The 26,416-nt window shown below is 58.7% G+C and carries 26 protein-coding genes, 1 tRNA gene and 1 other RNA gene; 15 read left to right on the top strand and 13 right to left on the bottom strand.

Annotation, left to right across the window (positions count from 1 at the left end; genetic code table 11):
- Window positions 1-8 precede the first annotated feature (8 nt).
- From D5270_RS13405 to D5270_RS13385, 5 genes are all read left to right on the top strand, one after another.
- The gene (locus tag D5270_RS13405; RefSeq protein ID WP_166544579.1) at window positions 9-491 is read left to right on the top strand and encodes an NUDIX domain-containing protein; all 483 of its coding nucleotides are present in this window, start codon (window positions 9-11) and stop codon (window positions 489-491) included.
- 266 nt (window positions 492-757) lie between these two features.
- Window positions 758-1,807: a ribosome small subunit-dependent GTPase A gene (gene rsgA, locus D5270_RS13400; RefSeq protein ID WP_166544578.1), complete on the top strand. Its 1,050-nt coding sequence runs from the start codon at window positions 758-760 to the stop codon at window positions 1,805-1,807.
- A 412-nt stretch (window positions 1,808-2,219) separates the two neighbouring features.
- Window positions 2,220-4,517 (top strand): AMP-binding protein, encoded by a 2,298-nt coding sequence (locus tag D5270_RS13395; protein WP_166544577.1) that lies wholly within the window; start codon window positions 2,220-2,222, stop codon window positions 4,515-4,517.
- Window positions 4,517-5,074, top strand: a complete 558-nt coding sequence (locus tag D5270_RS13390) for a GNAT family N-acetyltransferase (RefSeq protein ID WP_166544576.1) — start codon at window positions 4,517-4,519, stop codon at window positions 5,072-5,074. The genes D5270_RS13395 and D5270_RS13390 overlap by 1 nt, the downstream gene beginning before the upstream one ends.
- A gap of 78 nt (window positions 5,075-5,152) precedes the next feature.
- Complete coding sequence (locus tag D5270_RS13385; protein ID WP_166544575.1) at window positions 5,153-5,683, top strand: HdeD family acid-resistance protein; 531 nt, start codon at window positions 5,153-5,155, stop codon at window positions 5,681-5,683.
- Here D5270_RS13385 and D5270_RS13380 read toward each other — a convergent pair.
- Window positions 5,671-6,042: a TSUP family transporter gene (locus tag D5270_RS13380; RefSeq protein WP_166544574.1), complete on the bottom strand. Its 372-nt coding sequence runs from the start codon at window positions 6,040-6,042 to the stop codon at window positions 5,671-5,673. The two genes, D5270_RS13385 and D5270_RS13380, sit on opposite strands and share 13 nt — an antisense overlap.
- Window positions 6,039-6,398 carry a sulfite exporter TauE/SafE family protein gene (locus D5270_RS13375; RefSeq protein WP_166544573.1) on the bottom strand — a complete coding sequence of 120 codons (360 nt, stop codon included), beginning with the start codon at window positions 6,396-6,398 and terminating at the stop codon, window positions 6,039-6,041. Before D5270_RS13375 ends, D5270_RS13380 begins: the two co-directional genes overlap by 4 nt.
- Window positions 6,399-6,498: 100 nt before the next feature.
- Here D5270_RS13375 and D5270_RS13370 point away from each other — a divergent pair, with 100 nt between their 5' ends.
- The 7 genes from D5270_RS13370 (at window position 6,499) to D5270_RS13340 (ending at window position 14,793) form a co-directional block, all read left to right on the top strand.
- A complete protein-coding gene (locus D5270_RS13370; protein ID WP_166544572.1) occupies window positions 6,499-8,115 on the top strand; it encodes a peptidoglycan D,D-transpeptidase FtsI family protein in 1,617 nt (538 codons plus the stop codon).
- Between the two features lie 235 nt (window positions 8,116-8,350).
- Window positions 8,351-8,512: a hypothetical protein gene (locus D5270_RS13365; RefSeq protein WP_166544571.1), complete on the top strand. Its 162-nt coding sequence runs from the start codon at window positions 8,351-8,353 to the stop codon at window positions 8,510-8,512.
- 131 nt (window positions 8,513-8,643) lie between these two features.
- Window positions 8,644-11,277, top strand: a complete 2,634-nt coding sequence (gene alaS, locus D5270_RS13360) for an alanine--tRNA ligase (RefSeq protein ID WP_166544570.1) — start codon at window positions 8,644-8,646, stop codon at window positions 11,275-11,277.
- 3 nt (window positions 11,278-11,280) lie between these two features.
- A complete protein-coding gene (locus tag D5270_RS13355; RefSeq protein WP_166544569.1) occupies window positions 11,281-11,628 on the top strand; it encodes a histidine triad nucleotide-binding protein in 348 nt (115 codons plus the stop codon).
- A 278-nt stretch (window positions 11,629-11,906) separates the two neighbouring features.
- Entirely contained in the window at window positions 11,907-12,443 is a 537-nt protein-coding gene (locus D5270_RS13350; protein ID WP_166544568.1) for a phosphoribosyltransferase family protein, read from the top strand.
- Window positions 12,444-14,636 carry a ComEC/Rec2 family competence protein gene (locus tag D5270_RS13345; RefSeq protein WP_166544567.1) on the top strand — a complete coding sequence of 731 codons (2,193 nt, stop codon included), beginning with the start codon at window positions 12,444-12,446 and terminating at the stop codon, window positions 14,634-14,636. It abuts the gene before it with no gap.
- Window positions 14,637-14,716: 80 nt separating this feature from the next.
- Window positions 14,717-14,793: transfer RNA gene (locus D5270_RS13340), tRNA-Val, on the top strand.
- A gap of 97 nt (window positions 14,794-14,890) precedes the next feature.
- Here the strand turns inward: D5270_RS13340 and D5270_RS13335 are convergent.
- The 3 genes from D5270_RS13335 to D5270_RS13325 form a co-directional block, all read right to left on the bottom strand.
- Window positions 14,891-15,706 (bottom strand): hypothetical protein, encoded by an 816-nt coding sequence (locus D5270_RS13335; RefSeq protein ID WP_330587532.1) that lies wholly within the window; start codon window positions 15,704-15,706, stop codon window positions 14,891-14,893.
- Window positions 15,707-16,052: 346 nt separating this feature from the next.
- Window positions 16,053-16,613, bottom strand: coding sequence for a hypothetical protein (locus tag D5270_RS13330; RefSeq protein WP_166544565.1), 561 nt, complete (start codon window positions 16,611-16,613; stop codon window positions 16,053-16,055).
- Window positions 16,614-16,674: 61 nt separating this feature from the next.
- Entirely contained in the window at window positions 16,675-17,307 is a 633-nt protein-coding gene (locus tag D5270_RS13325) for a helix-turn-helix domain-containing protein (protein WP_166544564.1), read from the bottom strand.
- Window positions 17,308-17,469: 162 nt separating this feature from the next.
- Here D5270_RS13325 and D5270_RS13320 point away from each other — a divergent pair, with 162 nt between their 5' ends.
- Window positions 17,470-18,228: a hypothetical protein gene (locus tag D5270_RS13320; RefSeq protein WP_166544563.1), complete on the top strand. Its 759-nt coding sequence runs from the start codon at window positions 17,470-17,472 to the stop codon at window positions 18,226-18,228.
- Window positions 18,225-19,052: an ATP-binding protein gene (locus D5270_RS13315; RefSeq protein ID WP_166544562.1), complete on the top strand. Its 828-nt coding sequence runs from the start codon at window positions 18,225-18,227 to the stop codon at window positions 19,050-19,052. Before D5270_RS13320 ends, D5270_RS13315 begins: the two co-directional genes overlap by 4 nt.
- 134 nt (window positions 19,053-19,186) lie before the next feature.
- On the opposite strand, the gene ssrA is transcribed toward D5270_RS13315, so the two are convergent.
- Both ssrA and D5270_RS13305 read right to left on the bottom strand, forming a co-directional pair.
- Window positions 19,187-19,537: a transfer-messenger RNA gene (gene ssrA, locus D5270_RS13310) on the bottom strand.
- 97 nt (window positions 19,538-19,634) lie between these two features.
- Window positions 19,635-20,645 carry a lactonase family protein gene (locus tag D5270_RS13305; protein WP_166544561.1) on the bottom strand — a complete coding sequence of 337 codons (1,011 nt, stop codon included), beginning with the start codon at window positions 20,643-20,645 and terminating at the stop codon, window positions 19,635-19,637.
- A gap of 170 nt (window positions 20,646-20,815) precedes the next feature.
- Between D5270_RS13305 and D5270_RS13300 the strand changes: the two genes are divergently transcribed.
- A complete protein-coding gene (locus D5270_RS13300; protein ID WP_166544560.1) occupies window positions 20,816-21,547 on the top strand; it encodes a MerR family transcriptional regulator in 732 nt (243 codons plus the stop codon).
- 37 nt (window positions 21,548-21,584) lie between these two features.
- Here the strand turns inward: D5270_RS13300 and D5270_RS13295 are convergent, their stop codons facing one another.
- The 6 genes from D5270_RS13295 to rpsF form a co-directional block, all read right to left on the bottom strand.
- On the bottom strand, window positions 21,585-22,427 hold the full coding sequence (locus D5270_RS13295; RefSeq protein WP_166544559.1) for an SDR family oxidoreductase: 843 nt from the start codon (window positions 22,425-22,427) through the stop codon (window positions 21,585-21,587).
- Between the two features lie 14 nt (window positions 22,428-22,441).
- Window positions 22,442-23,836: a glucuronate isomerase gene (gene uxaC, locus D5270_RS13290; RefSeq protein WP_166544558.1), complete on the bottom strand. Its 1,395-nt coding sequence runs from the start codon at window positions 23,834-23,836 to the stop codon at window positions 22,442-22,444.
- A gap of 2 nt (window positions 23,837-23,838) precedes the next feature.
- Window positions 23,839-24,888, bottom strand: coding sequence for a mannonate dehydratase (uxuA, locus tag D5270_RS13285; RefSeq protein ID WP_161475001.1), 1,050 nt, complete (start codon window positions 24,886-24,888; stop codon window positions 23,839-23,841).
- A gap of 232 nt (window positions 24,889-25,120) precedes the next feature.
- Complete coding sequence (gene rpsR / locus D5270_RS13280) at window positions 25,121-25,369, bottom strand: 30S ribosomal protein S18 (RefSeq protein WP_161475002.1); 249 nt, start codon at window positions 25,367-25,369, stop codon at window positions 25,121-25,123.
- A gap of 47 nt (window positions 25,370-25,416) precedes the next feature.
- Entirely contained in the window at window positions 25,417-25,920 is a 504-nt protein-coding gene (locus D5270_RS13275; protein WP_166544557.1) for a single-stranded DNA-binding protein, read from the bottom strand.
- A 34-nt stretch (window positions 25,921-25,954) separates the two neighbouring features.
- Window positions 25,955-26,350 (bottom strand): 30S ribosomal protein S6, encoded by a 396-nt coding sequence (gene rpsF, locus D5270_RS13270; protein WP_166544556.1) that lies wholly within the window; start codon window positions 26,348-26,350, stop codon window positions 25,955-25,957.
- Window positions 26,351-26,416: the final 66 nt, after the last annotated feature.

Below are 26,416 nucleotides of genomic sequence, written 5' to 3'. Positions count from 1 at the left end.
GGGCGCGTATGGCGAATATTAGAAACTCCGCGAAGGCCCTTATACTGAAAGACGGCAGGCTCCTTCTCAACCGCTGTAAAACGGGCTCCGGCGAGGAATACTTCGACCTGCCCGGGGGCGGGCAGCATGTGTACGAGGCCATGGAGGAGGCGGTAATCCGGGAGGTTTTGGAGGAGACCGGCCTCATAGTGGAGCCGGTGCGGTTCGCGGCCCTGTGCGAGGAGATATTCACCGACCCGGACATGCGCCGGAGATACCCGGAATACTGCCACCGCACCCTGCACATCTTCCTGGCGCGGGTTACATCCCATGCCGTGGGGGAGAAAACTGAGACAGACTTCCAGCAGACCGGCAGCCTGTGGGTCACGCCGGAGGAGGCGGAAAGCCTGCCCATAGTGCCCCTGCAGCTTCGGGGGCGGATAAGGGAGATACTTTCGGCAGAGGGCCCGGTATATCTGGGGACAGTACGCCGGGACGAGGTGTGCATGTAAGTTTTTCCCTGACACACTTGACATAAGGGCTTATATATGCTAATATAACTGATAAGAAAGCAAGAAAGGCGGTGAGCGGACATGTATCCATATACTTACCCAACAGACAGAGCACCCGCCGCTTGCCATGCTTTCGAGTAAAGTAAAAAACGGTAGGACCGGTCTCCTGTTTTTGGGGGCCGGTCTTTTATTTTGAAAGGAGAGATGTTTTATGTGGATTTTTAACGCAAGCCCATACACAAGCCCATTTTATCAGGAGGTAAGAGATGACAGATATAAAAACCTACGGCTTTCCCGAAGACCTAATCCCAAAGGAGGGCCCGGCCCTGCCCGCCAGGGTCACGGCGGTATTTAAGGGCCGCTGGCAGCTTATTACGCCCGAGGGCCAAAAGCACGCCGTTCTCAAAACAAAGGAGTACATCTACGATGGGGGCCAGGAGTTCCCCACAGCCGGGGACTATGTGCTGGCCCTGCCCGCCCCCGGCGACTGGCAGATAGTGCGCACGCTCCCCCGCAAAAGCTTCTTTTCCCGGCTGGACGGCTGGCACGGCACCGAGCAGGCTGTGGCGGCAAATATGGACCTGGTCTTCGCCGTACAGTCCCTGAACGAGAATTTTAACCTCAAGCGCCTGGAGCGCTACCTCACCCTTGGATGGAACAGCGGGGCCTCCCCCATAGTGCTCCTTACAAAGGCGGACCTTCCCGGGGACCACGGCGAAATGCTCAAAGCCGCCCGGAGTATCTCCGGGGAGGCCCCGGTATTCGCCCTGAGCTCCAAAACCGGGGAGGGCATGGACCAGCTTGCGCCCTATCTCAGGCCGGGAATCACAGCCGCCTTCCTGGGCAGCTCGGGGGTGGGCAAGTCCAGCCTTATAAACGCCGTCTCGGGAGAGGAGATAATGTCCGTGGGGGGCATTAGGGAGTATGACTCCGCCGGGCGGCACACCACCACCCACCGGCAGCTCCTGCTCCTTAAAAGCGGCGTGCTGGTGATAGACACCCCCGGCATGAGGGAGCTTGGCATGTGGGACGCGGGCGAGGGCCTCTCCACCGCCTTCCCGGACGTTGAAAAGTTCCTGGGGAAATGCCGCTTCTCCGACTGTAAGCACGAGAGCGAGCCCGGCTGCGCCGTCAGGGCCGCCATAGAGAGGGGGGAGCTGGACCCGGCGCGCCTGGAGAGCTATATGCAGCTTGAGGGGGAGTCCGAGCGCAGCGTAAAGAGCGGCCGCGCCCGCCGGAAGTTCGGCCAGCCCAGCCGGGCCCTTGGAAAGTCCCGGCGGCAGGAGCGCAGGCAGAAAAGGGAAATTTTTCCCTGAAGCATATTGACATTCCCTTTAAACTGGGGTATAATAGTTAAAATTTACTTTAAAACCGCATATTCTTAAAGGCCATGACGAAGATAGCCCGGGGTCCGTCTCCACAGAGAGCCGGCGGCTGCTGCAAGCCGGCGTGACGCCCCCGAAGCGCTTATCCCTTCCGAGCCGGGGGCCCGAATCCATAAGCTTATGGTAGTAGACGCCTTCCGTGTACGCCGCGTTAGAGCAGGGGCTTGATGGAGCCTGACATTTTGAAGAGTGGCGAAGACTTTACCTAAAGGTAAGTTTCGCAATATGAGTGGTACCGCGGAGCATATCCGTCTCATAGGTTTATTCCTATGGGACGGTTTTTTTATCCCAAAGAATGTGCAAAATAGAATATACACCAATTACTTAACTAGGGGGATTCCCAATGGAAAAAACAGATTTGAAAGCCCAGCTGAAGGAGGCCGCCCTGCGCATACGCACCATGAGGGAGATAGCCGGCCTCTCCCAGGAGGAGATGGCCCGCTGCACAGGCGTGAGCCCTGAGGAGTACACCCGCTGTGAGGAGGGGGAGCAGGATTTCAGCTTCACCTTCATCTATAAATGCGCCAAGCGCTTCGGCGTGGACCCCACCGATTTGATACGGGGGGTAAGCCCCACCCTCTCCAGCTACACCATCGTGCGCCACGGGGACGGCCTGCCCATCACCCGCCGCCACGGCTTCAAATACCTGAACCTTGCCCCGCTCTTTAAGAACAAGACCGCCGAGCCCTTCTTTGTCACCATGCCATACAGTGAGGCCGAGCAGCACGTTGCCATAAAGCTTGCAAGCCACGCGGGCCAGGAGTTCGACATAGTTGTGAAGGGCTCCATGAAGGCCCAGATAGGCAGCCATATCGAGGTCTTAAACGAGGGGGACTCCATCTACTACAACTCCGGCACCCCCCACGGCATGATTGCCACCGGCGGGGAGGACTGCCAGCTATACGCCATGGTGATGAAGGGGAGCGAGGATATGCCACCCGAGGCCGACCGCTTCCAGACCCTTATAGACCGCAGGCTGGCCCGGAAGCACAGGGAGAGCGTTATAGACCCCTTTATCACCACCACCCTTGACGAAAACGGCATTCTGGGGGGCATAGAGTTCAAGAACGAGGAGAACTTCAACTTTGCCTTCGACGTGGTGGACGAGATAGCCAGAAGGGAGCCCCAGCGCCTTGCCATGCTCCACCTGGACCATGAAAAGCAGGAGCGCCGCTTCACCTTCTCGGATATCAGCAGGCTCTCGAATCAGGCGGCAAACTATTTCGAGAGCCTGGGCATAAAGAGAGGGGACCGGGTGCTGGTGGTATTGAAGCGCCACTACCAGTTCTGGTACGTGATAACAGCCCTGCACAAGCTGGGCGCGGTGATAATCCCCGCCACCCACCTTTTGACGGAGCACGACTTCGACTACCGCTTCAGGGCCGCGGGGGTAAAGGCCATACTCTGCACCTCAGACGGAGAGACCGCCGACGAGGCCGACCGGGCCGCCGCCGGCTGCCCCCAGGTGGAGGTCAGGATAATGGTGGGGGAGAACCGTTTAGGTTGGCACGACTTTGATAAAGAAGTGGGGGCCTTCTCAGATGTGTACGACAGAAGGCCCGACTCCCCCTCGGGCAGCGACCCCATGCTCATGTACTTCACCTCGGGGACCACGGGCTATCCCAAAATAGCCGTGCACAGCTATAAATACGCCCTGGGGCACTATATAACCGCAAGGTACTGGCACAACGTGAACCCCGACGGCCTGCACTTCACCATCTCCGACACCGGCTGGGGCAAGGCCATGTGGGGGAAATACTACGGTCAGTGGATGTGCGAGGCGGCAATCTTCACCTATGACTTTGACAAGTTCGACGCACACGACATCCTGCCCATGTTTGCAAAATATAAGATAACCACCTTCTGTGCCCCGCCCACCATGTACAGGTTCTTCATAAAGGAGGACCTCAGTAAGTACGACCTCTCCGGCATTGAGTACTCCACCACCGCGGGGGAGGCGCTAAACCCCGAGGTATACGAGCAGTGGAAGCGGGCCACCGGCCTTATGCTCATGGAGGGCTACGGCCAGACGGAGACCACCTGCGTTATATATAACCCGGTGGGCACCATCCCGAGGGTGGGCTCCATGGGCGTGCCCAGCCCCCTCTACGACGTGGACATCGTGCTCCCGGACGGCACCACGGCCCCTGTGGGGGAGACCGGGGAGATAGTTGTGCGCACGGACAAAAAGGCCCCCTGCGGCCTGTTCCTCGGCTACTACCAAAACGAGGAGCAGACCAATGAGTCCTGGCACCACGGCATGTACCACACCGGGGACACCGCCTGGCGGGACGAGGACGGCTACTTCTGGTACGTGGGCCGCACCGACGACGTTATAAAGTCCTCTGGCTACCGTATCGGGCCCTTTGAGATAGAGAGCGTGATAATGGAGCTGCCCTATGTATTGGAGTGCGCCGTCACCGCCGCGCCCGACCCCATCCGGGGCCAGGTAGTAAAGGCCACCATAGTGCTGACAAGGGGCACGGAGGGCACTGACGGGCTCAAGAAGGAGATACAGACCTATGTGAAGAAGCACACCGCACCCTATAAGTACCCCCGGATAGTGGAGTTTAGGGAGGACCTGCCGAAGACCATCAGCGGGAAAATACGCCGGGTGCAGATAAGGGAGGAGGACAAATAATGCTTACAAGAGAGGTAAGCTTTACGCTGAAGGACGGCAGAAGGGCTGTCCTTAGAAACCCCCGGGAGGGGGATATCCCCGGCCTATTAGACTACCTTGTGCGCTCGGCGGGGGAGTCTGACTTTATAATGCGCTACCCCGAGGAGTGCGCAAAATACACCCCCGAGGGCGAGGCCAAGTGGATAGAGGACAATAACTCCGACGAAAACGCCGCCGTGCTGGTGTGCGAGGTTGACGGCAAAATAGCCGGAAATTGCAGTGTCCACCGCAACCCCATGATGAAGGTGCGCCACCGCTCCTTCATCGCCATCGCCCTTTTAAAGGAGTTCTGGGGCCAGGGGATAGGCACGGCTATGTTCCGGGAGATGACAGAGATAGCAAGGGGCTGGGAGGATGTGACCCAGCTGGAGCTTGAGTTTGTAGAGGGGAACGCAAGGGCCCGGGCCCTCTATGAGAAGATGGGCTTCAGGATAGTTGGCGTGCGCCCGGACGCGTACCGTTTCAAGGACGGCAGCCTTCACAACGAGTATATCATGATGCGGGGGCTGGAGCTGTAAGAAATCCTTAATAGAAACAAAGGGTTTTTTTACAGCTTTGGAATTATTATTAGAGTAGAAGTCTGAAGGAGTGGTCTTATGTTAAAAGGTATCCGCAACAGCTTTATCTCCACCTCCGTGCTGTACACCCTGCTGGGCCTGGTGCTCATAGCCGCCCCGGGCAAGGCCATCCGCTGGGCCTGCTTTCTCATCGGGGCCGTAACCCTCTGGTACGGCATTTCCAGGATAATGGCCTACAGGAGGTCCGGCATGGAGTACGGGCGGCGCTTTGAGCTTTTTATCGGCGCGGCCCTGGTAGCCCTTGGGGCATTTCTGCTGGTGTCCCCAAGGTTTATCGTGTCCATAATCCCGGCGGCGCTGGGAATTTATATCCTGGTGGACAGCGTGTCCGCCATAAAGCGGGCCCTGGACATGAAGGCCCTGGGCTTTGAAAAATGGTGGGGGCCCTTTATCTCCGCTCTGGTCCTCTCGGTGTTCGGGGCGGTGATGGTGCTAAACCCCTTCGGGACGCTGGAGGCGCTTATACGGTTCGTGGGGGTGGGCTTTGTGTTCGACGGCCTGTCCACCCTTGTGAGCACCATCCTTGCCGACCGGCTCTACCGGGGCTGAGGTTTTTTACTATAAAAGAGCTCCCTTAGGCCTATAGCCAGGATGAACCCGCCAAAGAGCCTTTTAAGGAGCTCCGTGTCCATCCCCGCCGCCAAAAATGCCCCGGCTATACAGGCCGGAGCCCCCAGAATCACGCACCAGAAAACGGCCTTCTTCTCAATGAGGCCGTTTTTTATGTGCCCAATGCTGGCAGGGAGGGCGCAGGCGATAAAGTACAGCAGGTTTACCCCGCCCGCCTGGGCCTGCCCCATCCCCTGCACTGCCGTCATCCACAACAGCAGGAGCGTGCCGCCCCCCACGCCGAAGCCCGAGAGCACCCCTGTAAGGGCCCCTATAATCACGCCTATAGCTATGCTCACAGCCCCAGCACCGCCTTTGCCCCGCAGTATACCATCAGCGCCCCGAAGCCCCTTCTCAGCCACTTCACCGGCACCTTTTTAAACACCCTGCCGGAGAGCAGCCCGCCTATTGCCCCGCCTATAATATAGGGCCACCCTAGGGAGAGGTCCACAGCGCCGTTTAAGAAGTACACCCCCGCGGATATCACCGACAGGGGCAGCACCACCCCCACGGACGTGGCGAAGGCCTTGCGCTCGGGCATATCCGTCCAGCGGGTGAGCATGGGCACGAGAAAGAGCCCTCCCCCCGAGCCGAACAGCCCGTTTGCAAGCCCTGCAAGGCCCCCGGTTATAGAGTACCTCCACTTTTTGTCCATACCCTTTTACCCCCTTTCCTTCGGTATAAGCTTCCACAAAATCCCCGGAAAATACGTATTCCCGGGGGATTTTTACATATACTGACCCCGAGGTGATACCGTGAAAAAAAGGAAAGACCGCTCCCCCATAAGGCTTCGGGCCTATCTCACCCTGCTGGCCCTTATAATGCTGCTGGCCTTCGGGGGGCACACCATTGCCCATGTGTCAGGAAAGGCTGAGTATGTTGCGGCGGCAGGCAGGCAGAGCCTCTACCGCCTGGACGTTGCAGGCTCCCGGGGGACCATCTACGACTGCCGCCTGCGCCCCCTCACCGGCACCACCAGCCGGTGGGCCGCCGCCGTTGCCCCCACCATAGAGTCTATAGGGGCCATTGAGACCGCCACCTACGGGCGTATCCGGGACCGCCTGGCCCTGGCCCTTGAGGACGGCAAGCCCTTCACCCTGGAGCTGGAAAAGCCCATAGAGCACCAGTGCATAGACTGCTTCCCCGTGCCCAAAAGGTACTCGGAGAGCCAGCTCTGCCCCCATGTAATAGGGTACCTGGACGGAATGGGCCGGGGGGCCTCGGGGGTGGAGCTCTGTATGGACGACGCCTTGTCCCTTTACAGCGGGCAGCTCACCGTGTACTACCAGGTGGACGCCCTGGGCAGGGCCATCGCCGGGGCCGAGCGCCTTACCGAAAACAGCCTGGAATACACCGCCGGGGGCGTGGCCGTCACTATAGACCGGGATATACAGCTTTTGTGCGAGCAGGCCTCAGAGGGCCTGGGGAAGGGCGCAGTGGTGGTCACAGAGGTGCCAAACTGCGAGATACGCGCCCTTGTGAGCCTGCCGGGGTTCCGGCAGGACAAAATAGACGAGGCCGCAAGGGACCCCGCCTCCCCCCTGCTCAACCGGGCCTTCAGCGCCTATGCCCCCGGCTCCGTCTTTAAGCTTGTGACTGCCGCCGCGGCCCTGGAGGAGGGCTCCGTGCTGAGGACCTTTGACTGCACCGGCTCCATAAACGCCGGGGGGCTAATGTTCCACTGCTACGACGGCCTGCCCCACGGCAGGATAGATTTGCAGGGGGCCATATCAAAGTCCTGCAACGGCTATTTTATCAGCACCGCCCGGGCCCTGGGGGGACAGCCTGTGCTGAGCATGGCCTATGACCTGGGCCTGGGAGAGGGCCAGGAGTTCGGCAGGGGGCTGTTCAGCTCAGAGGGCAGCCTGCCGGATATAACCGGCCTGCAGAACTTCCGGGCCCTGGCAAACTTCTCCTTCGGCCAGGGGGACCTGACGGTTACGCCCCTGCAGATGTGCGGGGTAATAAACGCCATAGCCTCCGGCGGGGAGTACCGCTCCCCAAAGCTCATAGCGGGCACGGTCAGCGGGGACAGGAAGCTCACAGAGGCAAGCCCTGTCTCCCAGGTGTCCCGGACCGCAATGAGCTCCCGCACCGCGAAGCTTTTGCAGCAGTACCTGACAGCCGCCGCCAAGGACGGCACCGGCACAAAAGCCGCCCCCGATAACTGTGTAAGCGGCATAAAGACCGGCACCGCCCAGACCGGCGTATATGAGGACGGGCATGAGCTTCTGAACTTCTGGTACTGCGGCTTCGTCGGCGACAGCTCCGGGCCCAGGTACTGTATCACCGTGCTCAGGGAGGGCGCGGCGGACAGCGGCAGCGCCGGGGAGGTGTTTAAGAAAATCGGCGAGGGGCTGATGGGGGAATAGCCGCGTTTCCGAATTTTCCCGCGGGATGGCCTTGCAATTCTCCTCTAAGTGTGCTATACTATTGCTGTGATTATGTTTTTCATGCAAGCACCCAAGGAAAACCCCCGAAGACTGCATTCTCCGGGGGTTTCACTTTGCCGTGAATATTATTATATTAACTATAACTATTAGTTAAACAGTTGACAAACCTCCCGGAATAGGTTATACTGTAGCCCAGCAGAATAAGAATAACAGCGTGGAGCAGACGTTCCCCGAGACACCTTCAAAGAGAGGCGGCGGGTGGTGCGAGCCGTCAGGGGCAGGGGAGCGGGCCAACTTCAGGGGGGCCAGGTTACCTATGGCCCCGGCGTTCCGCTGCGAGGAGCAGCGGCGTATCCCCGGCGTTAGCGGGACTTGAGCTGGTGACGACGTTAGCCTGGCGGCTAAGTCGGCACAATTTGGGTGGTACCGCGGGCTTATCCGTCCCATATGGGTTTCGGATAGGCCTGCTTTTATTTTTATGCAAATTATTATTAAGGAGAGATAAATATGAAATGGACAGGACTGAACGAGCTCAGAGAGAGCTATCTTCGCTTCTTTGAGTCAAAGGGGCATCTAAGGCTCCCCAGCTTCTCCCTGATACCCCAGGGGGACAACAGCCTTCTGCTGATAAACTCCGGCATGGCGCCCATGAAGAAGTTCTTCACCGGCGAGTCCACCCCGCCCAGGCTGCGGGTGACCACCTGCCAGAAGTGCATACGCACCCCGGACATAGAAAGCGTGGGCATCGACGACCGGCACGGCACCTTCTTCGAGATGCTGGGGAACTTCAGCTTTAACGACTACTTCAAGAAAGAGGCCATTCCCTGGGCCTGGGAGTTCTTTACCAAGGTACTGGAGATACCCGAGGAAAAGCTCTTTGTTACCGTATACCAGGAGGACGACGTCGCCTGGGATATCTGGACCAAGGATGTGGGCGTGCCTGAGAGCCATATGCGCCGCATGGGCAAGGAGGACAACTTCTGGGAGCACGGCAGCGGCCCCTGCGGCCCCTGCTCAGAGATATACTTTGACCGGGGCCCCGAGCACAGCTGCGGCAAACCCGACTGCGACGTGGGCTGCGAGTGCGACAGGTACGTGGAGGTGTGGAACCTGGTGTTCACCCAGTTCAACAACGACGGCAAGGGCAACTACACACCCCTTGGCCGGGAGAATATAGACACCGGCCTGGGTATGGAGCGCCTGGCCTGCGTTATGCAGGGGGTGGACAACCTGTTTTTGGTGGACACCATTCAGAACATCATGAGGAAGATAAGCGAGCTCACCGGTGTAGAGTATGGCGCGGACAAGAAGACGGACATCTCCCTGCGGATAATCACCGACCATATCCGTTCCACCGTGTTTATGATAGGCGACGGCGTGCTGCCCTCTAACGAGGGCCGGGGCTATGTGCTCAGAAGGCTCCTTCGCCGGGCCGCAAGGCACGGGCGGCTCCTGGGGGCCCGGGGGGCCTTCCTCTGTGAGCTCGTCGACACCGTGGTGCAGGAGAACGGCGGGGCCTATCCCGAGCTTCGGGAGAAGCAGGGCACCATTAAGAAGGTGATTGCCCACGAGGAGGAGAGCTTCAACCGCACCATCGACCAGGGCATGGCAATGCTCAGCGAGTTTATAGACAAGGCGGACTCGAAGGTATTCTCCGGGGAGAGCGCCTTCACCCTCAACGACACCTTCGGCTTCCCCCTGGACCTGACAAAGGAGATACTTGCCGAGCGGGGCATGGAGGTGGACGAGGCCCGCTTCCTGGAGCTTATGCGCCAGCAGAAGGAGCGCGCCCGCTCCGCCAGGAAGGACGCCGGGGCCGACGCCTGGAAGGGCGAGGGCGGCGCTGTGTCCGGCCTGCCCCAGACGGAGTTTCTGGGGTATAGGGAGCTCACCTCTACCGCGAAGGTGCTGGCTATAATCGAGAACGGCAGTCGGGTGGAGAGCGCCGGGAGCGGCGCCGAGGTGTCGGTGGTGCTGGACCGCACCCCCTTCTACGGGGAGAGCGGCGGGCAGGCCGCGGACGCGGGCACCCTTGAGGCCGAGGGCGTCACCGTGGACGTGGTGGACGTGACCCGGCACGAGGGGGTCTTCCTCCACAGGGCTGTGGTGGGCGAGGGGACCCTGAATGTTGGGGACAGCGTCAGCGCCGTGATAGACCCGGGGCTGAGGGCCGACATAATGCGCAACCACACCGCCGCCCACCTTTTACAGGCGGCCTTAAGAAAGGTCCTTGGGGAGCACGTGGAGCAGGCGGGACAGCTGGTAAACGGCGACAGGGTGCGCTTTGACTTCACCCACTTCTCAGCCGTGACCCCCGAGGAGCTCACAAAGGTGGAGCGCCTTGTAAACCTTGAGGTGCTGAAGGCCGTGCCCGTGGAGACCAGGGAAATGCCCATTGAGGAGGCCAGGAAGCTGGGGGCAATGGCCCTGTTCGGGGAGAAGTACGGGGACGTGGTAAGGGTGGTCTCCGTCACCGACGGCTTCTCAATGGAGCTCTGCGGCGGCACCCATATGGACAATACCGCAAAGCTGGGGCTCTTCAAGATAGTCTCCGAGTCCTCAGTCGCCGCGGGGGTGCGCCGTATTGAGGCCGTCACCGGCAGGAACGTGCTGGCTGAGCTCACTAAGGCCATAGACGCCATGAACGAGGCCTCAAGGCTTATGAAGGTGATGAACCCGGCAGAGCTCCCCGGGCGCGCCAGGCAGGTGATGGCTGAGCTCAAGGAGAAGGACAGGCAGATAGAGAGCCTCAACGCCAGGATAGCCTCCATGAACCTGGAGGGTGTGTTCCGGGACGCCCAGGACGTGGAGGGGATAAAGGTGGTCTTCGCCCTCCTCTCCGGCACCGGGCCGGACGCTTTGAGGGCCCTCTGTGACAAGGCAAAGGAGGCCAATGAGCCTGTGGCGGCGGTGTTCGCCGGGGTAAGCGGGGGCAAGGCCACCTTAGCCGCGGCCTGCAATAAGCCCGCCCAGGAGAAGGGCCTGAAGGCCGGGCTCCTGGTAAAGTCCGTGGCCCAGCTCACCGGCGGCAACGGCGGCGGCAAGCCGGACTTTGCAATGGCGGGGGCAAAGGACCAGACAAAGCTGGACGAGGCGCTGGCGGCAGTGCCGGGCCTTGTCCGTGAGCAGATAGGAGGATGAGCTATGGACTGCATATTCTGTAAGATAGCCGCCGGGGAGATACCCAGCACGAAGGTATACGAGGACGGCACCGTGCTGGCCTTCAGGGACCTGGACCCCCAGGCCCCCACCCATGTGCTGATAATACCGAAGGAGCATATCCCCTCGGCAGCCGACATCACCACTGAAAACAGCGCCGTTATCGCCCATATATTTGAGGTAGCCGCAAAGCTCTCAGTTGAGCTGGGCCTTGAGAAGGGCTTCCGCATAGTCAATAACTGCGGCGAGGACGGGATGCAGAGCGTACAGCACCTGCACTTCCACCTGCTTGGCGGGAAGAAGATGGGGTGGCCCCCTTATGCGGGGGAGTAAAAGAGGCTCTTGATATTTTTAAAAAAGTATGCTATAATTACCTCGTGAATTCGAGGTTCATACTAAGCTCGTCGAAAGCAGGGCCGGGGAAGAGGGCAACTTCCCCGGCCCCTTTCATTTTTCGGCTCACTTACCCCTTTTTCTGAGTGTTGAGCCGCCAAAATATATAGCCGGTAGCTATATCTGCCGGAAAAATTCTCTGTGAATGAAAAATCCTGTTGCACTCGCGCTGCTTTTATGGTATAATTTTTCCATAGCCAGGAAGGGATGTGTTTCCAGTGAGCGTATATAAAATGACCATTGCCGGGTGCCCCCGGGAGCTTCCCATCTGCCCTATAAACGAGCATATGGACATAGCAGGGTTTGTCATGTTCGGCGATGTGGAGGTGACGGAGGCCTCGGCCCGGGCGCTTATGGAGAAGTGCCCCGAGCACGATGTTATTGTCACAGCTGAGAGCAAGGGCATACCCCTTGCCTATGAGATGGCACGCATTGGCTGCAGGAGCTATGTTGTGGCCCGCAAGGGTATCAAGGCCTATATGGAGGACCCAATACACGTGGAGGTGAAGTCCATCACCACCGACCATGTGCAGAAGCTCTACCTTTCAAAGGCCGACTGCGAGAGCCTTCGGGGCAAGCGCATACTCATAGTGGACGACGTTATCTCCACCGGGGAGTCCCTTGCCGCCATAGAGGAGCTGCTGCACTCCATCGGCGGACAGGTGGTGGGCAGGGCCTGCGTGCTTGCCGAGGGGGACGCCAGGGACCGGGAGGACATAATCTATCTGGAGCCCCTGCCGCTTTTCTTCAAATAAATGTCATATCTGCCCTTTGCATGGATAGGCGCGGCTGTATTTGCCGCGGCAATATCCGCGCCTTTGCTGGCCCCCGGTGTGGCCGGGACTCTGTCCCTGGCCCTCGGGGGCCTTGCTTTTGGGGCGCTTATGGCCGGTATACTGTGCGGGCATATAGGTGACAGGGGCAGGCGGCGGGCCGCACGGTTCATCCTGTTCCACTGCTCCCTCCTGCTGATGTCGGCGGGGCTGTTCCTGGCCCTGTACTTCTATAAGTACGCCGTAAAGGTAGCCCCGGCCCTTAGCCTGGACCGGCTTGCCGCGGAGGTGCTTATGGAGCCGCTGGATTATCCGGCCCAGCGGCACGGAAAGCTCTACTACCCGGTAAGGATTCTTGAAATCAACGGCAGGGCCGTCGCGCCCTTCCAGGTGAGCCTCACCTGCTCCGAGGCCCTAAGCTGCGAGCCCATGGACCGGGTGCTCTTAGACCTACAGTTTTACTCCTTCGCCTCCGGCGGCCTGTTCTCCCCCAGCTCCTCACGGCTGGCAGAGGGCAGCGTGCTGGGGGCGTATCCTTTAGGTTACGAAGATTACAGTTATGTGCGCTCCCAGGATTCCATGCCCCTGGGCCGGGCACTGCCCGCCCTGCGCCGGTACTGCGCCCGGCTGCTGGACCGCTCCCTTCCCGGTGAGGAGGCGGGCTTTCTGCAGGCGGCCCTCCTGGGACAGCGCTGGCGGCTCCCTGAAAGCATTCGGACAGATTTCTGGCTCACAGGCAGCTCACATATGCTCTCCGTATCGGGCATGCACATGACTATGGTGGGCACGTTCCTCAGGATGTTCCTGGACCTGACGCCCCTCCCCCGCCGCCTGGGTACGGTATCAGCGGTGCTTATTTTAGCCGCCTATCTCACCCTCACCGGCTTCCCACTATCGGCCCTGCGGAGCTTTATAATGTTCACGGTCTGCTCCCTGGGGCAGATATCCCGCCAGATGCCTGAGGCCTTAAACTCCCTGGGCTTCTCGGTGGCTGCCATCTGCCTTTTTGACCCCTTCTCCGGGGGCAGCGTGGGCTTTACGCTCTCGGCGCTGGCCACCGCCGGTATCGTCCTCCTGTCCCGGCCCCTGGCGGACAGGCTCTGCCCTGTGTGCTGGGGCCCGGTGCTTCGCTGGGCGGCGGGCACGGCCTCTGCCTCAGTCTCAGCCGCAGTGTTCACCCTGCCGGTGCAGACAGCCCTGTTCCGGGGCCTGCCCCTTCTCTCCCTCCTCTGTAACCTGCTGCTCCTGCCCCTGTTCTCCGCGGCGCTGTACTCGGCCCTGCCATTATTGGTGCTCTCCATAATCTCCCCTTATGGCCCCCTTGTACAGCCCCTTGCGCTGCTATGCGGCCTCTTGTGCAGGCTGGTGCTGAAGCTCTCCCGCCTGCTGGCAGGCATACCGGGGATATACCTGAGCCTTACGAACCCGGCGGCGGGGCTCTCGCTTATGCTGCTGCTTACGGCCCTGGCCCTCTGCCTTTTAAAGCGCCTTTATTTCCGGACCTGTATTATTGTGCTCCTGCTGGCCCTGGCAGTATTTGTCCCCATATATGAGGCCGGGCACAGGCAGGGCAGAATCACCCTGGCGGTGTCCGGCGACGGTGAGTCCACCTGCCTTGTGCTGATACAGGGCAGGCGCGCCGCGGTTTTGAGCATGGGCACCTTTAACAGCGGCCTTGCCCGGCAGATTATAACCCGGGAAAATGTCCGGAGCCTTGAGAGCATCCTTGTCACCGGCGGGGGCTACAGCTCAAAATCCATGGCCCGGGACCTGCTGGAAAACTATACCCCAAACACCCTCTGGCTCAGCGGCCCCGCCGGGAAGGACCTGCGCTATCCCGGCGTTACCCTCAGGGAGCTGCCCCCGGACGGCACCTACCAGGCCCTTCCGGGCGCCTGGGTGCAGTACGCCGGGGACACCCTCCGCATATGGGCCAACGGCAAAAAGCTAATCCTCTCAGAGGACGGCACACTGAGCGAGTCCTGCAGCCTGCTCATAACCGGCTCCCCCATGCCCCGCATAGATACCGGCCTCACCCTGTTCATATGTGGCGAGGGCACCTCCCCCGGGGAGGCCGCCTATAGCGTATACTCGGACTTCGCCCTGGTAACCGGCCAGTCTGTGACCTATGCCGACATATCCCCCGGCGGCGATATAAGCCTGCGCGCCTTCTGAGGGCATGGGAGAAAAAGCTCCCGGTCTTTGCAAAAAGGTGTTGACTTTTTGGCGGTTACCTGATATAATAGTAGAGCCGTGGGGGTATAGCTCAGCTGGTTAGAGCGCCTGCTTCACACGTAGGAGGTCACAGGTTCGAGTCCTGTTATCCCCACCATTGGCTTTATGGACTGTAGGGCCGGGAACCGTCTGAACCTTTGGGTTTGGGCGGTTTTTTTATAATTTTTTGTATAATTTATATATTTATATAGAGTTTATTTACCTTTATCGAGCAGGAATTTCAGCTTAGTTTTCTCGTAATTTGTTTTTGAATTGCTTTTAAGGTCAGGCTCAATCAGGTCTGATCTCTCCAGGTACAGGCTGTTTTTATTATAAAACTTTTCTTTATCTTCCTCTTTCTTCCCCAAAGCGTGAATGGGTTCAACAAAGAACCCTTTGTCTCTTTTGCCTTTATACTTTTCTAAAGCACTGTACAGCCTCACCGACAAGGGGGTTTCATCAAATTTAAACATGTCCTTTGCATCTATATGCGGGGCCCTGATATTAAAATTTTTACTATGGTAAAACCCAAGAACCGCATGTACATAAAGATTGCGCCTGGTGGCGTCAGCCAGCTTTTCCAGGCACGCAACCTGATGCTCAAAATATTCCCCGCCGCAGCCGGCGTCACTTTGTAAAGCGCAGAAGGCCTCCTCATAAAGCCCCTTTACCGACACCAGCAGGTCAATTCTGATGTTATTAAACCGGCCTAGCTCCTCTATTTTGGCTAAATCTATTTCGCCGTTCCCGATTGTGACCCCGTTTGTAAATATCTTGACCTTAAATCTATTTTTTGAATCCAGCCTCAGACAGGACCTGCAGTATTCAAAGTCCTCGGCAAATAAATTATCTAATCTATTGATAAATTCAAAAATGAAATCTAACCTCTCTGGGCTTATAAAAGGCTCCCCGCCTATTATCTGTAAGCTCTGGATCTTAAAGAGGTCAGGCTTCCTCGGCTTAACCGTCTCATATATGTATTTATAATTTGCAGCCATACATATCATAAGGCTCTCAAAAACTTCATCCACCGAAAAGGGCCTGCTTAAATCGTTATTATTCGACCAGCACAGGCGGCAATGCAGATTGCACTGATTAAAATCCAGCCTCAACTCTCTCGCGCCCGGGTTAATCCTGTTAATCCCAAATACACACTTATCGGACAGATCGCATACAGTTTTTTCGCAAACTGTCGAGCACTGGTTATATTGGTTCGGGAACTTTATTTCCTGCCGCACAATGGCACCTCCTGAAATTAAATTATCAGCATACTATTTTATAAGTCATAGCCTATATATGGACACAAGCCCCGCGGGAAAATAGGGATCTCCCTTTAAGGAGTCTGCACTCCCGCAAGAACCCCGGCGGGGACGGCGGCTATTTCGCCGCCTTCAGCTTCGCAACCTCCACCGAGAGCCTCTCCGTTACAGGCTTGACAATAGCCATCTCCTCCTCCAGGGCGGCGACCCGGTCATTGGTGGCCCGGGTTTCCGCCAGCCCCACATGGCCCTCAAGCAATAGCTGTATTCTGGGGAGTATGACATTCTCCTGAGTGAGGGCAATCCGGGTAGAGGTCTCCTGCACGGCGTTGAGCTGCTGTTGCATGGTGCCCATTTGGTCCTGTATGGTGCCTATTTGGCCCTGCATGGTGCCTATTTGGCCCTGCATTTGGGCTTGAGAGGCCTCCACCTTGTCCAGACGGCCCTGTATGGTGCCTATCTGGCCCTGCATAGTGTCCATTTGGCCCTGCATTTGGGCTTGAGAGGCCTCCACCTTGTCCAGACGGTCATCCATCTTGTCCAAACGGCCCTGTATGGTGCCTATCTGACCCTGCATTTGGGCTTGAGAGGCCTCCATCCTATCCAGCCTCCCGTCCACCTTATCCAGACGGTCTACGACCTGACCCAGCATACCTATAATCTTTTCTTCGTTGTTCATGATGTGCGCTCCTTATACTTTTATTTTTTACCGAAACCGTCAATCCCTAATCAATCCCGCGTCAGTCCCCCGCCGCGCCCAGCACATCCTCATACCCCCGGCCCCTGGCATCCCTATAGCTCAGGGACTCCTCTGCGCCCTCCAGCAGCCTTGACAGCTCCTCCTTGGAGCTGTGCAGCACTGCCTCCAGGGCGTCTATATACCTGTCATAGCCTACAATAAAAACCTGCCCTGTCCGAGAGTTAAAGAGCGCCACGGTGTCCTCCTCTGTCTCTCCTGAGGCCGGGTGCATTTCGCTGAAGCCCAGCTCCCGGAAGCATTTCTGCACTGCCGAGAGGGCCTCAACGTCCCCCAGGAAGTCGAGCTCGCTGTCCGGCAGGCCCTTTTTGATGAGCTCGTGAAGGGTAGCCCCTGGCCCGGGGGATATTTGTAGCCCCAGCTCACTTGCAAGCCGCTCCCGCTCCCGGTATCTTTTCTCCAAAAGCTCCGGTGGCATTACGCCTATCCCCATCAGCTCCGAGGCGGAGGTATCAAGCGCGGCGGCTATCTTCCCCAGGGTGCCGTACTTGGGGTTCAGCTTCCCCAGCTCGTACCGCCGGATGGTGGGCTCGGCAATGCCGCAGGCCTCCCCCAGGGCCTTCTGGGTAAGGCCCCTTGCCCTGCGCGCCGCACGTATCCGCTCCCCAACTGTCATAAGCCTGTCACCTTCTTTTATATATAATAGAATACCATAAAAGGCTGTGTACAGCAAGAAAAATTTCTGTCCCCTCCAAATGCCTTGACAGAAACAAAACTTTCTGATATAATAAAAATAGTAGAACATAAGTTTCCCAATAAGGGCCGGGAGGTGAGGCCGTTGCCAAAGGGAGGCGAAAAGCCCAGTTACCTGGACTATCTGAATCAATTTAACCTATGGCTCGAAAGCAACGCTCTGCCAGTAAACTCACAGTTGATGTACTTCAGGCTGCTGAATGTCTTCAATAGAGCTGGATGGCCGGAAACCGTGCAAGTAGATAACCTGAGGCTGAGGATGATGCTGGATGGTCAGGCTGAAACCACCGTGATACGGGCTCGGGACAAGCTGGTAACAGCGGGGCTTTTACTGTATGAAAAGGGCAAAAAAGGGGCCCCCAACCGCTATGCCCTTTCCTGGAAACCCTTGGGAAATGCTAGTGTTTCCGCTAGTATAAGCGCTAGTAAATCCGCTAGTGTTTCCGATAGTACAACCGCGAGACATATAAAGACCTTAGAAGAAGACCAAGAAAAAGACAGTATCCCCCCTAAATCCCCCAGGGGGGATACAGCCCCTCCTGTGGACTTTGAGGGCGCGGGCTTTGGGGCTGGGCTTCAGGAGGCCTTTGGAGAGTGGCTGAGCTATAAGCGGGAGCGCCGGGAGGGCTATAGGCCCACAGGGCTCAAGTCCCTAGTTACCCAGATTAAGAACGCCGCCGGGGAGTACGGGGACAGCGCCGTTATCGGGGTGATACAGCTGAGCATGTCCAGCGGGTACAAGGGCATTGTGTTCGACAGGCTGAAGGGCCGGAGCCGGGCCCAGGGCAAGATGAAGGACCCTATACCCGACTATAAAAATACCAACAGGGAGTGGAGCTTATGACAGGGTATGAAAAGCTGATAGCGGGCCTTGGGGACAAGTGCCGGGGCCAAAGGGAGGAGGGGGACTATCAGGGCCCCGGTGGCCTTGTGTACTGCGGCAAATGCCATACCCCGAAGCAGCGCCGGGGGATACCCGGGGACCCGGGGCGGGTGATATGGTGCCTCTGTAGGTGCGAGAGCAGGCGCAGGCAGGAGGAAAGAGAAGCTATGGAGCAGGAGAACCTGGCCCGCCAGCGGCAGAAGCGCCGCCGGGAGAACATACCAAACCTGCTGCTTAGGGACTTCCGCTTTGAGGGGGCCCTTGAGACGGAGGTTATAAAAAGGTGCAGGCGCTACGCCGAGAGCCTCTGCCGGGGGGAGGCCGGGAACCTGGGGCTGCTGCTCTGGGGTGGCGTGGGCAGCGGGAAGACCTTCGCCGCCGCCTGTATCGCCGGATTTGCAGAGGAGCAGGGGGTAAGCACCCGGGTGACCTCCCTGCCGAGAATCAACGGCGCCTCCCTGGAGGAGCGGCGGGAGTTCCTCGATAAGCTCTCCGCCTGCGGCCTGCTGGTGCTGGACGACCTGGGCACCGAGCGGGACACCGCCACCGCAAACGAGACCACCTTCCAGGTGGTGAACACCCGCTACGAGAGCAAGAGGCCCATGATTATCACCACCAACCTGACCCCGGAGCAGCTCCACTCCCCCCAGACCCAGCACCAGGCCCGGATTTTCGACAGGGTGCTGGAGGTATGCGTGCCGGTGTTCTGCGGCACGGACTCAATGCGCGAGCGGGCCGGGCGGGAGAATATGGAGCGGATGAAGGGGATTCTGGGCGCGGGATAGAAATAGAAAAAGGCCCTCCCTTGGGATGTGGGAGGGGGGATTGTGGGTAAGAGATGATGTTTATTCGCGGGCAAAAAAACTCGCGCACCTGAGAGGGTAGGTGCGCGAATTGGGTCCAGCGTCACGCTGGCTGCTGGTGGAGATGGCGGGAATCGAACCCGCGTCCGAAAGAGTGTCGCCGGGGCTTTCTACGGGCGTAGCTTTTGCTTTGGGATTCCCCCCGCCCGGCGCGCAAAAGCACGCTCCGGACATCGGTAGCCCTCGGGGTCATGGCGAGGTCGAAGGCGGCCCCCTCGCTCACGTTCACCGCTAATCGACGCTCTTATCCCGGCCGCGGTGCTCCAGGTAAGAACGGCTGCTTATTTAAGCAGCAACAGCAACAAAGTCGTTGTCGTTTAATTTTAAGGTTTGCCGGTTTTAAAGCGGTCCGGCCCCGCTGCCCGCTTACCAGGGTTTCCCTCCCCCGTCGAAACCTTTACATCCCCATGGGAGGGTGATACACTAGTATTATACACCAAGCAGGCGGGTTATTCAAGGCTTTTTTGTCTTTTCCTAAAAAAGCCTGAAAAAGGCCTATGGCTTTCACCGGGCCCACTTTATACAGACGGCCCCGGCTATCTCGAGCCTTCCGGCAATTCCCCTTAGCTCCCCGGACCCCTGGTCCCTGTTAAAGACTACAACCCCGCCGGATTCCTGGTTCGCCGCCGCCAAATACTTTCCGTCGGGGCTGATATCAATGCTCCTGGGGCACTCCCCGCCGCAGGGGTAGCTCCCCACAGCCTCCAGCAAGTCCCCCATAACCCTATAGCAGAAAATCCTGTCCAGCCCCCGCACCGAGGCATAGACGAACCCGCCCTCCGGGCTGAGCTGCACATCCGCGGCGGTGTCCTCTTTAACCGGCGCGCCGTCATATAGGGGGTACTCACTCAGGAGCTCCAGGGTGGAGTCCCCGGCGTCATACCTGTAGCTTCTAAGGGTCTGCCCCATCTCCGTGGCTAAATACAAAAGCCCTCCCCCGGGATGGTACGCAAAATGCCTTGGCCCCTGGCCCGGCCCGGTCTGTATAAAGGGCTGTATATTGTGGGGCGCAAGCCTGCCGTCCGGGCCTATCCTGTATTGGAACAGCCTGTCAAGCCCAAGGTCGGCTATAAAGAGCCCCCCGCCGTCGGGGGTTGGCTGGGACGAATGGATATGGGCCCGCTCCTGCCGCTCTCTGTCCGGCCCGGAGCCCTCATGCTCAAAATACTCGCATACCCTCTCCTTTTTAAGGTCAAACCCTGTGAGGCACCCGCCGGAGTACCCCGAGGCATAGAGGAAATCCCCCCTTGCCGTAATATGGCAGTACCCGCTGCCGGGTATCTCCCAGCGCCTGTACTCCCGCCGCCCGGGCATGAGCTCTATAATGGCCCCGCCCTCCCTGCGCTCCTCCACGGCGAACACCTTGCCGCCCACCGGCTGCAGATAGGAGGGGTCCCTAAGGCCCCCCCAGCTCTCCAGCACCTGCAGCTCCCTGCCGTCAAAGCCCAGCCGGAATATGCCCTCCCGGCTCTCCCCCCATGTATAGGTCCCGGCCCATAGCTGGTAGCTCTCCATACTTTCCCCCCGCTCTCAAATTTTCATCTATTGTACCACGTGAAGGTTAATTTTTCAACCGGCGATTGAACTGTCCCGAAGAATATGCTAAAAATTTAAAATTCCCTCTTGACCTTTCCCCTGTGTAATAGTCTATACTATTGCCATACCCTTCAAAGGAGAGATGGAAAATGTGGACCGTGCACCGGCTCAGTGAAATATCCGGGGTGACCGCCCGCGCCCTCCGGCACTATGACTCCATCGGGCTTTTAAAGCCCACCGCCGTCTCTGAGGCGGGCTACAGGCTCTATGACGAGACGGCCCTTGAGCGCCTGCAGCATATACTGTTCTTCCGGGAGCTGGAGTTCCCCCTTCGGGAGATAAAGGCCATTCTGGAGAGCCCTGACTTTGACAGGAACAGGGCCCTGGAGCAGCAGATAGCCCTTTTGGAGCTTAAAAAGGAGCACCTTGAGAACCTGATACTCTTTGCAAAGGGAATAAAACTGTTAGGAGTGAAGTATATGGACTTTAAGGCGTTTGACACCGGCAAGATAGACCGGTACGCAAAAGAGGCCAGGGAGCTCTATTCCAATACCCCGGAGTACCGGGAGTTCCTGGAGAAGTCAAAGGACTGGACCCCCGAGCGGGACAGGGCAATGGAGGCCCGGATAATGGGCATATTCGCCCGGTTCGGGGAGATGAAGGGGACCTCCCCCGATTCCCCCGAGGCCGTTGCCCTTGCAAGGGAGCTGCAGGGGTTTATCACCGAAAACTTCTACGCCTGCTCGGACAAGGTGCTGATGGGCCTTGGGAAGATGTATTCGGGGGGCGGGGAGTTCACCGAGAATATCGACAGGGCCGGTGGGCCCGGCACCGCTGAGTTCGCGGCAAGGGCCATCGCCGCCGCCACAGGGCTGGAGTAAAGCTAAAGGGATTGCTTAAAGCAATCCCCTTAATCTTTTATACCCCCGAGTATGCAGAGAACCCGCCGTCTATAGGCAGCACCACCCCGGTGATGGCGCTGGCGGCCCTGTCGTCGCAGAGGAAGAACACCCCTCCCAGAAGCTCGGAGCTGTCCACAAACCGGCCCATAGGCGTGCCCGCCAGTATTTTACCCGACCGGGCCGTGGGGGTGCCGTCCGGGTTAAAGAGCAGCGCCCGGTTCTGGTCCGATACTAAGAAGCCCGGGGCTATGGCGTTGCAGCGTATGCCGGTCCCTGCAAAGTGCACCGCCAGCCACTGGGTGAAGTTGCTCACGGCGGCCTTCGCCCCGGAGTAGGCGGGTATCTTCGTAAGGGGGGTATAGGCGTTCATGGAGGAGATATTCAGCACGCACCCCGCCCTTTTCTCAGCCATATCCCTGGCAAACACCTGGGTGGGCAGCAGGGTCCCCTGGAAGTTGAGCCTGAACACCAGGTCCACCCCTCCGGCCTCCAAATCGAAAAAGGTCTTCTGCCCCTCCTTTGCCTCATGCTGGTACTCGTTATCAGTGGTGGCCCGGGGGTTATTGCCCCCCGCGCCGTTTATAAGGATATCGCAGGGGCCCAGGTCCCCCAGCACCCTCTCGTGCACACGCTCAAGGCTCTCCTTGTCCAGCACGTCCGCCTTATACGCAAGGCACTCCCAGCCCCCGGCATGGCACTCAAGGGCCAGCCTCTCCACGGCCTCAAAGTTAATGTCCAGGGCCGCGACCTTCGCCCCGGCCTCTGCAAAGGCCCTTGCCATGTCCCCGCAGAGCACGCCCCCGGCCCCGGTGACCACCACCACCTTGCCGGTGAAGTCCACATTATACGGCAGCTTCATATTTATACCACTCCTTAAAAGCCAAAATAATTCCTGGTGTTGTTATAGCTCAGGTCCGAGACAAGCTTCTCAAGGCCGGGCCTGTCGTCCGGGTACTGCCCGCTCTCCACCCATTCGCCTATGAGCTCGCAGAGCACCCGCCGGAAATACTCGTGCCGGGGGTAGCTTAAAAAGGACCTCGAGTCGGTGAGCATTCCCACAAACTGCCCAAATACGCCGTTGGCGGCAAGCTCCGTAAGCTGGGCCCTCATCCCCGGGCGGCTGTCGTTGAACCACCAGGCGCTTCCAAGCTGCAGCTTCCCCGGCACGCCTCCCCCCTGGAAGGTGCCCATTATGGAGGCTATGGCGGCATTGTCGTTGGGGTTCAGGGAGTATAGTATCAGCTTCGGCAGGCCCGGGCCCTCCTCAATGGCGTTTAAAAGCAGGCCCAGCCTCTCTGCCCCAGAGCTGCTGTTTATGGCGTCGCCGCCCACGTCCCGGCCCAGGCTCCTCAGCATGGGCTTGTTCACGTCCCTAAGGGCCCCGAAATGTATCTGCATTACCCAGCCCAGCTCCACGTACTTTTTCGCGCAGGCCAGAAGCAGCAGGGTGCGGTAGGCGTCGGCCTGGGCCGGGTCTATTGGGGCCCCTGCCATAGCCGCCCCGAAGGCGGCGTTTGCGGCGGCGGGCTCCGGCGGGGCGTACATCATGGAGTCGAGGCCGTGGTCGGCGCACAGGCACCCCGCCCGGGCGAAGTCCTCTATGCGCTCCGTAAGGGCCGAGGCCACGTCCTGGGCGGTCTGGAGCACCCGCCCCACCCGCAGGCCAAGCTTTTTTATGTACTCCCCGAAGCCGGGCTTTTCAATATTCACGGCGTTGTCCGGCCTGAATGCAGGCAGCACCCTTATCTCCATGTCCGGGTCCCCCGCTATCTGCTCATGCCAGCAGAGCTCGCCGGCGGGGTCGTCTGTGGTGCACACGGCCCGCACGTTAAACTGCCGCATAAGCCCCCTGGCCGAGGTCCTCCTCAGGACCTGATTGGCCCTGGTATAGATACTGTCGGCTGTGCCTGGGGTGAGGGGCTCGTATATGCCAAAGCCCCTCTGTAATTCAAGATGGCTCCAGTGGTACACAGGGCTGCCTATAAGCTGGGGCATTACCCGGGCAAAGGCCCTGAACTTCTCCCTGTCCGGGGCGCTGCCGGTAACCAGCTCCTCTGTAACGCCCGCCGCCCGCATGAGCCGCCACTTATAGTGGTCCCCGCCCAGCCAGACCTCTGTTATAGATGTAAACTTCCTGTCCTCTGCTATCTCCCTTGGGGAGAGGTGGCAGTGGTAGTCGATTATGGGCATACCCTCTGCAGTGCCGTGGAACAGCTCCCGGGCGGTTTTAGTGCTCAGAAGAAAGTCCCTGTCCATAAATTTTTCCATGCTTATCCCTCCAGTCTGCCGCCGTTGGCCTCTATGAGCCCGTTAATATAGGCCGTGCCCAGGGCCCGGTCAAACAGCCCGTAGCCCGGCCTGCCGCCCTCGCCCCAGATATCCCTGCCGTGGTCGGGCCGGAACCAGCCCTCAAATCCAGTGTCCACCAGGGCCTTAACTATGGCGTTCATGTCAAGGGACCCCTCCCCGGTCCAGTGGCCGCTCTCCTCAAAGCTTCCGTCCTCCAGTATCCTCACATTGCGCAGGTGCATGAAGCCGATACGGTTGAGGGCCGAATACTTGCGCACAAGATATGGTATATCGTTCCCCTTCCGGCAGCCCAGGGAGCCGGTGCACAGGCAGAGGCTGTTTGAGGGGCTGTCCACTATGGAGAGATACCTGTCCAGGTTTTCCTCGCAGGTGACGACCCTCGGCAGGCCGAATATGGGGTAGGGCGGGTCGTCGGGGTGCAGGGCCATTATAACCCCGCATTCCTCTGCCACAGGTATCACCCGCTTTAAGAAGAATGCTATATTCTCCCACAGGCCCTCCTCCCCCAGCTCTCCGTAGGCCCTTATCAGCTCCCGGACCTGGGCCTGGGTGTAGCTGGAGTCCCAGCCGGGGAGATGTATGTCCTCTGTCAGCGGGTCAAGGTCCCTGAGCTGGTCCCAGTACATCACAAGGCTCTTTGAGCCGTCCGGGGCCCTCCTGTCAAGCTGGGTGCGGGTCCAGTCGAAGACAGGCATAAAGTTATATGTAACACACCTGACCCCAACACCGGCGCAGCGGCGTATGTTCTCACAGTAGTTCTCTATATGCCTCTCCCTCTCGGGGCCCCCAAGCTTTATTTCCTCAGTGACAGGTATTGACTCCACAATGTCAAACACAAGGCCGTGCTCCCTGCACAGCCTCGCCATTCCCTCCAGCCTTTCAACAGGCCACACCTCCCCGGGTGGCACGTCGTATACTGCCGAGACTATGGAGCGCATGCCGGGTATCTGCCGGATATTCTCTAAGCTCACCGGGTCGCTCTCGCCGTACCAGCGGAAACTGCTTTTCATAATTTATCCTTCCTTTGCACATATAATGGGCTTTTGTGTGTATTATACAGTAAACTCCCGGAAATGGCAAGGAATTATTCAAAGATAGGACAATGGCGCCCGGATAATTCTTTACAGCATAATTACTTCTACTATAGCAAACAGGCAGCCGGAACATGAGTTCAGGCCGCCTGCTATAATACATCTTTGCCGTGCCCGGAACTTTCCAGCCCGGGCCCTTTTAACTAAAAAATCAGTCGCTGGTATAGGGCAGCAGCGCCAAATGCCTTGCGCGCTTGATTGCCACGGTCAGCTCCCTCTGGTGGCGGGCACATGTGCCGGTCACACGGCGGGGAAGTATCTTGCCGCGCTCGGAAATAAAGCGGCGCAGCTTGGCAACATCCTTATAATCGATAAACTCCGCGCGGTCAACGCAGAAGGTGCACACCTTCCTGCGCCCCTTGCGCCCGCGCCGTATCTCTCTCTCGGGCCTCTCTGGCATAGGATTGACCTCCTTCTCTACAATTTCTTCTGTCCTTCCCTGTCAGCTCAGAAGGGCAGGTCGTCAACGTCGTCTGCTGCAAAAACATCGCTCAGGTCGTCGCTGTCGCCGTTGGTAAAGGCCGGGGCAGGCTCCTTGGGCGCCGCGGGCTCCATGGCCCCCCTGGGCTCCGAGAAGCTCCCGCCATAGCTGCCGCCGTAGAACTCGCCGTCCCCTCCTCCGGCCTCCCTCTTGGAGCCGCAGAAATTGGCGTTATTGGCGACCACCTCAACAGCCGTGCGCTTATTGCCCTGCTTGTCCTCATAGTTCCGGGTCTGGATACTGCCGTCTATGGCTATCATCTGGCCCTTCTGGAAATATTTGCAGATAAACTCCGCAGTACCCCGCCAGGCCACCACATTGATGAAATCCGTCTGGCGCTCCCCTCCGCTGCGGGAGGAATAGGAGCGGTCAACCGCCACAGAAAAGCTGGTGACCGACACACCGTTTGGGGTGGTCCTGAGCTCCGGAGCGGCTGTAAGCCTTCCCATAATAACGGCTATATTCAGCATATTGCGACGACTCCTTTCAAATTAGGTTCGAGCTTTACTCCGCGGACTCCTCCACCGCCTCCACGGCGATAGCCTCCACGTCAATGCCGGCCTCCTCGGACTTCTGGGCCCGCTGCTGGGGCTTAGCCAAGTGCCTGGGGTCACGCTTGACAATGAGAGTGCGCATGATGCCGTCGGTAATATGGTACCGGCGGTCAAGCTCCGCTGTGAACTCGGGGCCGCTCTCAAAGTTTATCAGCGTGTAGTAGCCCTCGGTCTGCTTCTCGATGGGGTAGGCGAAGCGCCTCTTGCCCCAGTCGTCAACACTCTGGACAGTGCCGTGCTCCGCGATAAGAGCCTTGAAGCGCTCCACCAAAGCCGCGCTGCCCTCCTCGCCCAGCTTAGCGGACGTGACGATAACGGTCTCGTAGAGATTTTTGCCTTCTGCCATTTGTATTGCACCTCCTTTTGGCCTTATGGCCCCGGGCCTGCATATAAATTTGCCCGGGGCAAGGAA

This window comes from Acutalibacter sp. 1XD8-36 (assembly GCF_009917525.1).
In the GTDB taxonomy this organism is placed as follows: Bacteria; Bacillota; Clostridia; order Oscillospirales; family Acutalibacteraceae; genus Acutalibacter.
Note: the sequence above shows the minus strand (reverse complement) of the source record. Positions and strands in the feature narration are given on the sequence as shown.